The sequence below is a fragment of the Cyanobium sp. Maggiore-St4-Cus genome (assembly GCF_024345615.1).
Lineage (GTDB): Bacteria > Cyanobacteriota > Cyanobacteriia > PCC-6307 > Cyanobiaceae > Cyanobium_A > Cyanobium_A usitatum.
Genome location: NZ_JAGQBL010000002.1, coordinates 203,052 through 215,703 on the forward strand (window position 1 = coordinate 203,052; position 12,652 = coordinate 215,703).

Sequence of the window (12,652 nt, forward strand, 5' to 3'; positions counted from 1 at the left end):
AAGCTCACAAAGGCAGGGGGCGATGGATGAACTGGCGCACGCCGCTGGCGTAATCGGCGGCGATATGGCCCTCACCGCGCAGACGGTAGCGATAGGTCACCAAACCCTCCAGCCCAACGGGGCCGCGGGGGGGCATGGTTTGGGTGGAGATGCCCACCTCGGCGCCGAAGCCGTAGCGGAAGCCATCGGCGAAGCGGGTGGAGCAATTGAGGTAGACGCCGGCGCTGTTTACCGCAGCCAGGAAGCGGTCGGCCGTGGCGGCATCTCGGGTGCAGATCGCGTCGGTGTGACGGGAGCCGTAGCGGGCGATGTGGTCGAGGGCTGCCTCCAGATCGGCCACTACCTTCACGCTCAGGATCAGGTCTGAATATTCGGTACTCCAGTCGTCGTCTGAGGCGGCATGGCTCACACCCAGCGCCATGGCGGCGGCATCGCCGCGCAATTCAACCCCGGCTGCCCCGAAGGCCAGCACGGCCCTGGGCAGAAAATCGGCAGCTGTCTCCGCGTCAACAAGCAGGGTTTCGATCGCGTTGCAAGCTGCCGGGTATTGGGTCTTGGAATCCAGCGCCACCTTCAGTGCCAGATCCAGATCCGCGGCCCTATCCACAAACAAGTGGCAAATGCCATCGGCATGACCCAGCACTGGAATACGGGTGTTGTCTTGGATGAAGCGCACCAGGGCATTGGAACCTCGGGGAATAATCAAGTCCACCAGCCCATCGAGCTTGAGCAGCCCCAGGCTTTCCTCCCGGCTGGTGAGCAGCTCCAGGGCATCGGGCTGCACCGCACTAGCGGCCAGGCCACGGCGCAGCGCTGCATGAATGGCCTCACAGCTACGGCTTGCTTCGCGGCCACCCTTGAGCAGGGCGCCGTTGCCGGAGCGAATTGCCAAGGAGGCGATCTGCATCACCGCATCTGGCCGCGCCTCAAAGATCACGCCCAGCACCCCCAGGGGCACCGTTAACCGCTCCAGCACCAGCCCCTCATCTAGCTCGGTGTGGAGTTGACGGCGGCCAACCGGATCGGCAAGCTCCGCCACCTGGCGCACACCCGCGATCGCCCCTGCCAATTTGGGACCATCGAGCTTGAGCCGGGCCACCAGCGCCGGCGCCAGCTCCTCGGCGGCAGCGGCCTCAAGATCGGCCTGGTTGGCGACCAAAATGGCTTCACTGCCCTGCTCTAGGGCTTCTGCCATGGCCAGCACGGCCAGACGGCGCTGGCCATCGTCGAGTTGGCCAAGGGCCATGGCGCAGCGGCGCACCTGGGCGGCCCGGGCCAGCAGGTCTGGGGAGGGATCAGGAATCATCAAGCCATCATCCCAAGCTGGGCGCCAAACGTTGCAACGCCAGGCGAGCCGCCCCCAGCCGGCCGGCTCCGTTGCCGAGGCTGCAGCGACGAATCGTCAGACCCTCCCGGCTGGCTGCCTGCACCCGCTGCTCCACCTCCTGCCAAACCGCTGGCAAGAAGTGATCGCTGGCGCCGCTGAGGCCACCACCAATCAGCACTAGCTGCGGTGTGAGCACATAGAGCAGGGAGCTCAAACCTTGCCCCAGCAGCTGGCCGTAGGCCCGCCAAACCCCCAGAGCTTCGCCATCGCCGCCAGCGGCCCGGCGGCAGAGTTCGGCCGGATCCACGTTGGAGAGGCGATCGAAGCCACGGCGACTGCAGAAGGATTCCAGTGAGCCGTTGTTACCGCTGTTGCAGGGCGGACCAGCGGGATCTAGGCCGATCAAACCGGGCTCGGCGGCCGCCCCCCGATGACCTGTAAACAACTGGCCATCAAGCAAAACCGCTCCGCCCACGCCCGTGCCCAAGGTGAGCAGCAAGACATCGCTAACTCCGCGGGCCGCCCCGAGCCAGTGCTCACCGAGCAGGGCGCAGTTGCCATCATTTGCCAGGGTCACCGGGCGCTCCAGCAGGGGCTCGAGCCAATTGGCCAAGGGCACATCCAGCCAACCCGGCAGGTTTATGGCGATGCGCGCCACCCGGCCGGCCTGGTCGCTCGGCCCCGGATGGCCCACCCCAACCCGATCGGCCAGCCGCTGAGGATCTAGTTGCTGCACCGCCGCCACGATTGCCGTTGTCACGGCACCAGGCACCGCTGGCTGGGGCGTAGGCACCTGCAGCTCCGCCAGCAGGTCGCCGGCTTCGCTGAAGCGCCCCAACTTGATGGCGCTACCACCGAGATCCACCCCGATCAACTGGTTCATCAGAATCGCTGCATCGAAATAAACAAGCTCAGAAGCGGAAAAACAGCTGCAACTGGGTCTGCCAGGCACCCTGGGCGTCGACGGCCCCTTGCAGGTTGAGCAATTCTGAGGCCTTGAAATTCAGATTTAATTGGGGCGGTACGTCGGAGCGGTTGGGGGCAGCCAACACGGATGCATTGAAGCGTTCCGTGAGATCAAGACCTATTTCTGCTCCCAGAACCAGCTGGGGCGGCACCCGGCCTGAGCGACGTTCGGCGCCACTGGCGACACCTTGGTTCACGTAGGTGGGATAAAGGGCAAAGCTGAGTCGCTGGCCGAAGGCATCGCCGAGGGTGCCGAGCAGGGGCGAGAGCAGGGTTTGGCCTAGGGCGGTGGCAAGAGCAGTGCCGCCTGCCGATCCCGCCAGGCCGGCCAGGGTATTGCCGCCGATCAGGGCCAGTAGCCGATCCTCCGAGAGCGGTGGCGAACTGCGCAGCACCAGGTTGTCCGCAAGACGGTCCGCCGGGCCGCTCACACTCAGAAAAACACGCACCAAGTTGAGCTGGTCGAGGGAGTTGGTGGCGCCAACCGCCTGAAAGTCCTGCAATGAAAGGCTGCCGGCGGTCCCAATACCACTGGTGGTCGGCAGGTTGTCGGAGACCCTGGTACGCAGCGAGATATCTAAAAAAGGAATCAATCCCATCGAGGGTGTGAACACCGCAACGTTTGGAGAGTCGGGATCGAGTCCAAACGTGGTGGTGAACAGGTTGAGTCGCCCGTTCAGCAACCGAACCACGCCCTGCAAGCGCAGGCTCGGATCCAGCCGACCATTGAGACGCAGCGCCCCACTCGTACCAAAACTTGCCAGGTTGGGAATACCCACCCTCAGGTCGGGACCCAGCTTCAGCTTCAGGTCATCGAAACCCACAAAGCTGGCGTTAGGTACGGCGGCACGCAGGGCCTCACTGGCGTTGCTCTCCACATCGGGACCGAGCAGTACCAAGGGCTGGTCGTAATTCCAGCGGGATTCGAGCAATTCAGCAGCGCTAGCTACCGGTGCCGCCAGATTGGCTTCACTGGCCAGTCGGGCCGGCTGAACGTTGACGCTGCCCCGGGAGATAGCCAGCTCCCCGCCAATATCAAGGGCAGCAACGCTGCCTCCGATTTGAAGGGACCCGTCAGCCACGGCCTTGATCCGAGACATGGCAAAGGGCACCTTTTCGAGCTCTACCTTCAGGGTGGCGTCTTTGCCATCAGGTGTGGCCTCAGGGCGAAACAGCCCCAGGCTTCCGCTACCACGCACCACTCCCTTATCTCCCACCTTGGCGTTGAACTCCTGAAGCAGGAGCTGCTCAAAGTCGAACAGCACGGTGGCATCGACGTCACGAACCTTTTGGCCGATGAACTGCAACTGAGCACCTCGGAAACGCAAAAATCCGTTAGCGATCGGCTCTTTGACGCTGCCGCGCACAAGCAGTTGCAGGTCGCCGCTGCCCTGATTCCACTGCAGGGCAGGCTGGGCAAGCCCCGCCAGGAAACGCAAGCCGTCGTCACGACTAGCCAGGCGCAGTTCAAGACCCTGCTTGCCCGGATCTAAGGGCACAACACCCGCCAATTCGACGCTGCTTGAAGCCCCGGCCGCCCGCAAAGAAAGATCGAGGAGCAACCTGGCCTGCTCCAGCTGAATGGTGCTCCGCTCCAGCACCAAAGCCGTTTCCCTTAGGTAGCCATCAACCAGGCTGATGTTGAGGGCAAGCTCAGGTTGGGGAGTGCCGAGGCGGTAGCGCCCCTGCAGAGATAGGCGGCCACGCAATCCGGCGGGCACAGGGGTAAGCAGCGCCAACAGCTCAAGGGGCAGGTCAGCCAGGCTGAAATTGCCAGCCCCCCGGCGCAGGGGCCCGGTGAACTTCACCAGCACCGGCACAGAGGTAAGGGGCTGGTCCTGGTTTGCCTCAGGCATCCAGAGGTGGGCGCGGGCCTGGAGGTCGGCGCGGGCTTCCAGCAGGCTGGCTCCGTCAAGGCGCAGGTCTGCATCGATCTGACCTGCCAGCCGCTGCAGTCGCTCCTGGGGGCTGCTTTGCCGGTCACGCTCCAGCCGGGCAGCGCTCAGGCGAGCTCTAGCAAGCTCCAGGGCCCGCAGCTGGTCCTGAACGCTGCCGCTAAAGGTATCGATAAGCAGGGTGCCGATGTCGCTGGCCCGGCCCAGGATCGGCGAGCTCCCTCCGCGCCACTGGGGCCAGGCCCTGACCAATTGCTGCAAAAACAGCGGCGGTAATCTCTCAGCCTGGAGGCGAGCTCGGAAGGCGCCATGCCATACGCCACTCCAATCGATCGCAAGGTTGCCCCCAGCAAGGGGAGAGATAGCTCCTTGGACTGAGTAGCGACGCTTGGCGTAGCGGATATTCGCCTGGGCCGATTTCCCCCAGACGCCGAAAAAGACCGGCCTATCAAGCTGGGCGCTACCGCTGAAGGCCAGGGGTTGGAGTTCAAGCAGGCCGTTACCGCTCAGCCGGGCTTGCAGGGGTTGCCGCCTCGAATTTGGCCCCAGGGCTAGCTGCAATCCGTCGAGGGGCAACTGGGATGCCTGCCAGCGGTAGGCACGAGGGCTGCCGTTGAGTTCCAGAGTGCCGCCGGCCCGGTCAAGGCGAACTGCACGGGGGAGCCAACGGGAATCGAGGCGGGCCGTAAGCACCCCCACCGGCGCAGGAGCGAGAGCTTGCATGCGTAGGCGCCCGCCACCAGCCGGATCACCAAACCACTGGCCCTGCCAGTTTTCCCGCAAGCTGAGGGGGCCCGCACCGGGCTGGTCGATCCGGAGATCCAGGTCTGGCCTCAAGGCTTTGAGAGGGCCCCGAACCCGGCCAGTGGCCTGCAAGATTCCCTGCAATTGGGTGCCCACAAGCAAATCAAGCCGCTCGAGGGGGTAGCGCTGCAGCTCCAAGTTGAGATCGAGCTGGCCTGGCACCAGCCCCTCACCAGCCCGCAGGCCCAGGGGCAACACGCCACGGGCGGAGAGGTGGGCACTACTGAAACGCTGCAGCACTAGGCGCTTATCGCGCCAATCCAAAACCGCATCCCAGCGACCCAGCAACGGGTTACTGGGCTGACCAAAGCGGGCCTGGAGCTGGGGCAGGCGCCACGGCCCCCTGGCCGAAACTGAGCCGCTTACCTGTTGGTTCAACAGCCACTCAGGGGTGCCGGCTTGCAGGGGAAGGTCACCGGGCCGGAGCTGCCATTGCCCCGTCAGATCAAAACGCCTGGCCAAGCTCCCCTTGAGCTTTAGCCAGGAGCGGCCGCGGGCCAGCTCAAACTGGCGCAACTGAAGCTGGTTTCGCTGCCACAGCCCCTCAAGCCGCAGGGTGCCCTGCAGGCCCTTGCTGCCCGGTGCTCCCCAGCGCCAGGCAGAGCGGTCCAACTCGAGCGCCTGGCCGCTGCAGCGCAGTTGGCTGAATGGCAACTCCAGTCGGGATAAGCCAGTAGCAGGCCGCCAGCGCAATTGGCGCAGCTGGGCTCCACCTCGACAGAAGGGCTGGCGATCCCTCCAGGCCAAGGCGAACTTGCCGTCTGCGCGACCCGCAAGTTGACCAGGCAGGCCTACCAGGCGCTGCAGCGGGGCTAGCTGCAAGGCCTTTGCCCGCAGGGTTCCATCCCAGCGCTGCCTCTGCCAATTGCCTTGGAGCTCCATGGCCAGAGAGTCAGCAGCTGCATCGGCTCGCAGCCAAGCCGCCAGTTCAACCTCCCGGCGATGGGGCCGCACTGCACCACGGCCCGTGAGGCGGAGGCGCGTACCGGAGGGCTGCAGGTTGAGCAAGGCAGGATCCACCAGACGCAACCTGAGATCCAGGCGCGGTGGCTGGGTGCCTACAGCAAGGCGCCCTGGCACCCAATACTGACCTTGGGAGTTGCGCCGCAACTCAGCGCGCACACCAGCCAGGCCCACATGCACCACTGGCAACCGCTGGCGCAGGCTGGCTAGTGGATCCAAGCTCACCAAAACCGAACGCACCAAGACGGAGGAGCCATCCAGTCGCCCAGGGGCGATGCGACTGGGCCCAATGCGCAGACCACCCCAGCCCAGGCCCTGGTATTCGCCAAGCTCAACGGGATGGCCAGAAAGCTGGCTGATCGGCTGTTCAAGCCGAGGTCTCCAGTGCTCGTAGAGCTTTCTCAGTGCCTGATCCCCGCCCCAGACCAGCAGAAGCAGGGCACCGCAGCCGCCAGTAAACGCCGCCAGCAAGCGGACGCTGTCCTGGCCCTGAGGCCAGGGTGGGGGTGCAAGTGACGGCGAAGCGGGGACTGGCCCAGGGTTCTGTTCTGGCAACTCCGCCATTCCCGTGGGCTGCCACCCCTGCGACCGGCGCAATATAAAGGCACTAACCCAAACATCCAGCCCTATGGCCGCTGATCCAATCCTGCTGACAGCGGGCAAATGGCTGGGGGCCGCCAGTGGGGTCCTGGCTTTGACCACGATTGTTGGTTATTTGAGCCGCTGGGGGATTCGCTTTCGGCTGGTTGGTGTCACCAGCTTCACGGCCCTGCTCGCCGTTTCCTGCCTTGCCTTTGCGGTGAGCTATACCCCTCGCGTGCAGCTAGCTGGGGCCGTGAGCGTGCCGGTGGTGTTTGACAACGGCATCGACCTGGTGGTGGCAGCAGCGCCAGACGGCCTAGCGGATGGGGCCGCCGCACCCACAGTTCAGCAAGTCGCCCAAAACCTCAGGGGTGGCGGCCGCAGCAGCGCCGACAACCTGGTGCACGTGCGACTGCGCCGCGTCGAGACGATCGCCCCGGGGCTGAGCAAGCCAGTGGTGCTGGCAGAAGCCACCCGCAGCCTGACAAGTGGTGATGTTGAGCTACAGCCCTAGCCATGTGGCAACTGCCGATTCACTTTCAGCGTGAACAACGCCAATTGGAGCTGGCCGGCATCGATAGCTGGCCCCAACTCGCCGGACTCCAAGACCAGGACCTGCGCCGGCTCGGCCGCAGCGGCGGCGCCAGCGAGGCCCGGCTGATCAAGCTTCGGGGCCAGGCCCGGCTAGTGGTGGAAGTGGGACTCGAGCCGGCAGAAGCCGCCCTGCTGCTCTACGCCGGCATCGCTAGCAGGGCTGGATTGGCGGCCAGTGACCCGCACCAACTCTTGGTACAGATGGGCCGGCTGCAACGAAGCCTCACCGGCATGGCCTCCCCCCTGCTCGATCTGACCACCTTGAGCGAATGGATCCGGCGCGCTCAGCGCCGCCCCACGAACTGATCCAGAGCAGCCACCAGCCGCCGCCCCAGGTGGCTCAAATGGAAGTGCCTTGGGGCTGCATACGTTGTCAAATCTCCACTCCCCACCCAGTAATTCGACCTGCGGCCGTTACATCTTCGGCCTGGTGCCGCTTCTGCTGATCAGCCTGGCAGCTCTGTGGTCACCCGCCATGGCTCAATCCCAATTGCTTGAGTCCGTGAAGCAAAACCCGGCGCGGGCGAAGGCGCTTTGCAGCCAATTTCAGGGCTTGAACGCCCAGGGGCTCTCCGCTACATCCAGCTCGGCCGTGAGCCAGATCGCCCGCCAAGAAAACCTCAGTCCCATGGATTCTGAGGTTCTTATCACCTATGTAATTGGGCTTTATTGCCCCGATGTGCGCTGAGTGAGCAGCCCAGCGCCAAACCTTTTGCAGGTTCGATGGCGAGACGAGGCCATGGATTGCCGGGATGGCACCCAGCTGATCAGCCGAGTCTGGCAACCAGCAGACCAAGGATCATGGCCGGTGCTGCTGATGCGACAGCCCTACGGCCGAGCGATCGCCTCAACTATTACCTATGCCCATCCCAGCTGGTACGCAGCCCATGGCTTTCTGGTAGTTGTTCAGGATGTGCGCGGTCAAGGTGCTTCCCAAGGGACGTTCCAAGGATTCGAGCAGGAGTTATCCGATGGGGCAGACACCATCCGCTGGGTTCGCAAACTTGAAAGCAGTAACGGAAGAGTCGGTTGCTATGGATTTTCATACCAAGGCCTGACCCAACTGCTAAGCGACGATCCAGCGGCCCTGCCCGACTGCCTTGTACCGGCTATGGCTGGTTTGGACGAGCGCGGTGACTGGGCCTGCGAGGGAGGAGCCCACTGGTGGGCCCTAGGCCTGGGCTGGGGACTGCAATTGGCAGCCCTGCGCTGCAAAAAACTTGGGGACGATGCCGGCTGGCAAGCGATTCGCCGCAGCCTCGACTCGGGCGACTTTCTGGCTGAAGGCTTGGAGCTGCTCAAGCGCTATGACCCCCAAGGCATGGCCTGCCGCTGGCTGCAGCTGCCGGCAAGCGAGGCCCCTAGGTGGGTTTGCCACCAACCAGTCGCAGCTCTATTGCAGCGCCCGATGCTGCTGATCGGTGGCTGGTACGACCCCCATCTGCGCGGCATCTTGAACCTCTTTGCCCGTGCTAGCGCTGCAGGTGGCTCGCCGCTGCTGCGCATTGGCGCATACACCCACCTCAACTGGAACGGCGGCCTTGATCGATTGCAACTGGCCTTCTTTCAGCACCATCTTCAGGATCAAGCCGCTACAGAAGAACTCAGCACTGCAGTTCTTGTAGAGAAAGACCCCCTTACAAACGGCAAGAACTCAAGCCGCCATTGGCGGGCACCCAATTCAGACAGTAGCCCCCTGAGCTGGGGGCTACGCAGTAGTGGCCTGGCCACAATCGACGTGGAGGAGGGCGAATTGCTGCTTGATCGATTTGGCAGCGGCGAGGTCGCCCTGGTTCACGATCCCTGGCGACCAGTCCCAGGCCGGGGCGGCCACCTTGGCCTCGATCCAGGCCCGTGTGAACGCGGCGACCTGGACGGCCGTAGTGATGTGATCTGCTTCAGCAGTTCACCACTCAGCACGCCCCTGGAGCTGGAAGGTCGGCCCCTATTGACCATTTCTGTGCGGGCCGACCAACCCAGCTTTGACCTTTGTGCAGCTCTCTCGGCGGTTGATCCCCAGGGAAGGGTGCTCCAACTGAGCACGGGCGTGGCCAGGACCCAGCAGCTGGCAGGCAAAAAATCGTTGCTGCAAGTTCAATTGCAGCCCCTGCTAGTTGAGCTCTGCCCCGGGGAACGGTTGCGACTCTCCTTAGCGGGAGCGGCCTGGCCGCAGATTGCCGTAAACCCCGGCGACGGCCTCGAGACCTTCGGGCCTACCGGCCCGCACCATCGAGTCATCACGCTGGAGCTTGAACTGGCTGATTCCCAATTGCAGCTGCTGCCACTCTTGGGCGACAAATTTGGGGCACACTGAGCCGAGTGTTTGTTTTTGCGATGTCGCTGCGCCACCTGCGCTCTGTTCAACAGCCCCAGGCCCTCAGCCGCATGGCTCTCGGCATGCTTGCCCTGGCCACCGGCCTGAGCATCACCATGGCCGCAGTGCCAGGAACATCAGGCAGTGCGGCTTTGGCCCAGAGCCAGAGCGGTGGTGTGGATCGTCCAGCCCTCAGCGTCGAAGCCGCCCGCGCTGCCGCCAATCGCATTTTGGCAGCAGTTAAAAGCCGCGATCCCAACCTGCGCTACAGCCAATTCTCAGAGGAACTCAAGGCGGTTAGCAGCCCTTCGATGGTGGCGGAAACAATGCGCACCCAGCCGAAACTGTTGAGCTGGACCCTGCTCAGCGTGCAAGGGGGTTTGCGCAACACCACTGTTGAGGCCAGCATCACCACAAGCATGGGCAAGCGAGAGCTGTTCATCGTGCTCAACCCCGAAGGCAAACTCGCTGGTTACCACCTGGATGTAACCGATGAGGCGCCCGGCGCGGTTGCCAAGAGATTTGTCACCGCCCTAAGCAGTGGCCAGTTCATCTCAGCGCGCAGCTTTTTGAGCCTGTCACTGCAGAAGGAAATCTCCGCGAGCAGCCTGCAGGTGCGCTGGCAGCAGCTGCAACGTCAAACCGGCGAATTTGTACGGATCCGCAAGGTTGTGGTGGCCGAGGGCGGCGGCGACCAGCGTCTCGTACTCGTCAATAGCGATTTCAATCGACTTAGCGATTCACTCTTTGTGATCCTTAATGCCAACAACGAAATAATCGGCATCGACTTTCCCAGCGATCCAATCACCCCCAAGCCGGTGCGCTGAGCCCTAAGCCGCCTAAGCTCGCCTTCCGATCGCTGCTGGTACATGTCCTTGCTCACCCTTAACTGGATGGCGGAGGATTGCCAGCGGCTGGCTGAATGCCGGCACGACCACCCGTTTGCGGTGCTGGGGCCCCAGCCCCTCGAATCGGGCGGATGGGTGCTACGCGTCTGGATGCCTGAGGCAGAGCGTGTTGAGCTGCTGATCGATGGCCAATCGCTGCCGATGGCCACTCCGAATCACCCATGGATTTTCGAAGCAGCTTGGGGCAGTGATCCCGGTACCGCTTACCAAGTGCGGGTAAACCGCGGCGGCATCGAACACGTGCAGCCCGATCCCTGGTCGTTTCGCCATGAATGGATGGGCGAACTAGACCGCCTGTTGTTTGCAGAGGGCAACCACCACCACATATGGCGCCGTATGGGTGCCCACGTGGTGGAGCACAACGGCGTCAAGGGCGTTCAGTTCTGCCTCTGGGCCCCCAATGCCCGCAGCGTGGCGGTGCTGGGCAATTTCAACGGCTGGGATGGCCGCCACCATCCGATGCAGGCAAGGGTGGGTGGATCCTGGGAGCTATTCATTCCCGGGCTTCAGCCAGGTGAGATTTACAAATACGAGGTAAGAGCTCAAAACGGGCACTGCTACCAAAAAGCAGACCCCTATGGCTTCCGCCATGAGATTCGTCCCAACAATGGCTCGATCGTTGAGTCCCTTGCGGGGCACCAATGGCAAGACTCGGGCTGGATGCAGGAGCGGGATAGCCGCAACCCCCTCGACCAACCGGTGTCTGTGTATGAAATGCATCTGGGCAGCTGGATGCACGGCGCTGCGGACCAGCCCTACATCGAAGCTGACGGCACACCGCGCCCGCCGGTGCCTGCAGCCGATCTCAAACCCGGCGCTCGCCTGCTCACCTATCCGGAGCTAGCTGATCGGGTCATCCCCTACGTGAAAGCCCGCGGCTTTACCCACATCGAGCTGATGCCGATCTCGGAGCATCCCTTCGATGGTTCCTGGGGCTACCAGGTCACGGGCTGGTACGCCCCCACCAGCCGCTTTGGCACACCGGATGAATTCCGCGCCTTCGTGGATCGCTGCCACGCCGAAGGCATTGGCGTGATCCTCGACTGGGTGCCAGGCCACTTCCCCAAAGATGCCCACGGCCTGGCCTTCTTTGATGGCGCCCATCTTTATGAGCATGCCGATCCGCGCATCGGCGAGCACAAGGAGTGGGGCACCCTCATCTTCAATTACAGCCGCAACGAAGTGCGCAACTTCCTTGTGGCAAACCTAGTTTATTGGTTTGAGGAGTTCCACATCGACGGCATCCGCGTAGATGCGGTGGCCTCCATGCTTTATCGCGACTACCTGCGCCCAGATGGTGAATGGTTGCCAAATGACCATGGTGGCCGTGAAAACACAGAGGCCGTCACTTTCCTGCAACAGGCCAACCACGTGCTGTTCGAGCACTTCCCTGGAGCACTCTCGATCGCCGAGGAATCCACCACCTGGCCCATGGTTACCCAGCCCACCAATATTGGCGGCCTCGGGTTCAACCTCAAATGGAACATGGGCTGGATGCACGACATGCTCGATTACTTCGAGCTAGATCCCTGGTTCCGCCAGTTCCACCAGAACAACGTCACCTTCTCAATCTGGTACGCCTTCACCGAGAACTTCATGCTGGCGTTGAGCCACGACGAAGTGGTGCATGGCAAGAGCAACCTCTTGCACAAAATGCCTGGTGACGACTGGCAAAAATTTGCCAACGTGCGGGCACTGCTGGCATACATGTGGACCCATCCCGGCAAGAAAACCATCTTCATGGGGATGGAATTTGGCCAGAGGGCTGAGTGGAATGTATGGGGCGATCTGCAGTGGGAGCTGCTGCAGCACGACTCTCACCAGGGGCTGCAGCGTCTCGTCGACGATCTCAACGTCTTCTACAAATCGGAGCGGGCTCTCTGGGGCGACGATTTCAGCGAATTCGGCTTCCAGTGGATCGATTGCAACGACAATCGCCACTCGATCATCAGCTTCATGCGGCGTGAAAGTGCCACGGGCAAGTGGCTTGTGGTGGTGGCCAACTTCACTCCCCAGAGCCATTCCCACTACCGAGTGGGCGTGCCGCTGGAAGGCTTCTATGAGGAAGCCTTCAACACAGATTCTGAGCGCTACGGCGGCAGCAACCTGGGCAACCTGGGCGGCAAATTCACCGACCAGTGGGGGATCCATGGCTATGACCAATCCCTGGATCTCTGCCTACCACCCCTTTCAGTGCTCGTCTTCCGCCGGGACGAAATCCGCAGCCAACAGTTGGATAAAGACACCTGTGACGAAGCCAGCGGTTCCGGGGCCCTGCTCGGGTAAGTTCTCGCTTCGC

General features: G+C 62.9%; 9 protein-coding genes. 6 read left to right on the forward strand and 3 right to left on the reverse strand.

Annotated features, from left to right (window positions below; genetic code table 11):
* Positions 1 to 4 precede the first annotated feature (4 nt).
* From KBY99_RS02805 to KBY99_RS02815, 3 genes are read right to left on the reverse strand one after another with little or no spacing between them, the layout of a single operon-like run.
* On the reverse strand, positions 5 to 1,306 hold the full coding sequence (locus KBY99_RS02805; RefSeq protein WP_254997193.1) for a glutamate-5-semialdehyde dehydrogenase: 1,302 nt from the start codon (positions 1,304 to 1,306) through the stop codon (positions 5 to 7).
* Between the two features lie 7 nt (positions 1,307 to 1,313).
* On the reverse strand, positions 1,314 to 2,210 hold the full coding sequence (locus KBY99_RS02810) for an ROK family protein (RefSeq protein ID WP_254997194.1): 897 nt from the start codon (positions 2,208 to 2,210) through the stop codon (positions 1,314 to 1,316).
* Positions 2,211 to 2,238: 28 nt separating this feature from the next.
* A complete protein-coding gene (locus tag KBY99_RS02815; RefSeq protein WP_254997195.1) occupies positions 2,239 to 6,519 on the reverse strand; it encodes a translocation/assembly module TamB domain-containing protein in 4,281 nt (1,426 codons plus the stop codon).
* Positions 6,520 to 6,583: 64 nt separating this feature from the next.
* Here KBY99_RS02815 and KBY99_RS02820 point away from each other — a divergent pair, with 64 nt between their 5' ends.
* The 6 genes from KBY99_RS02820 (at position 6,584) to glgB (ending at position 12,639) form a co-directional block, all read left to right on the forward strand.
* Entirely contained in the window at positions 6,584 to 7,051 is a 468-nt protein-coding gene (locus KBY99_RS02820) for a Ycf51 family protein (RefSeq protein WP_254997196.1), read from the forward strand.
* A gap of 2 nt (positions 7,052 to 7,053) precedes the next feature.
* Positions 7,054 to 7,437, forward strand: a complete 384-nt coding sequence (locus KBY99_RS02825) for a DUF4332 domain-containing protein (protein ID WP_254997197.1) — start codon at positions 7,054 to 7,056, stop codon at positions 7,435 to 7,437.
* Positions 7,438 to 7,501: 64 nt separating this feature from the next.
* A complete protein-coding gene (locus KBY99_RS02830; RefSeq protein ID WP_315857943.1) occupies positions 7,502 to 7,819 on the forward strand; it encodes a hypothetical protein in 318 nt (105 codons plus the stop codon).
* A gap of 51 nt (positions 7,820 to 7,870) precedes the next feature.
* On the forward strand, positions 7,871 to 9,445 hold the full coding sequence (locus KBY99_RS02835) for a CocE/NonD family hydrolase (RefSeq protein ID WP_254997198.1): 1,575 nt from the start codon (positions 7,871 to 7,873) through the stop codon (positions 9,443 to 9,445).
* A 5-nt stretch (positions 9,446 to 9,450) separates the two neighbouring features.
* Complete coding sequence (locus tag KBY99_RS02840; RefSeq protein ID WP_254997199.1) at positions 9,451 to 10,272, forward strand: DUF3887 domain-containing protein; 822 nt, start codon at positions 9,451 to 9,453, stop codon at positions 10,270 to 10,272.
* 42 nt (positions 10,273 to 10,314) lie between these two features.
* A complete protein-coding gene (glgB, locus tag KBY99_RS02845) occupies positions 10,315 to 12,639 on the forward strand; it encodes a 1,4-alpha-glucan branching protein GlgB (protein WP_254997200.1) in 2,325 nt (774 codons plus the stop codon).
* Positions 12,640 to 12,652 lie beyond the last annotated feature (13 nt).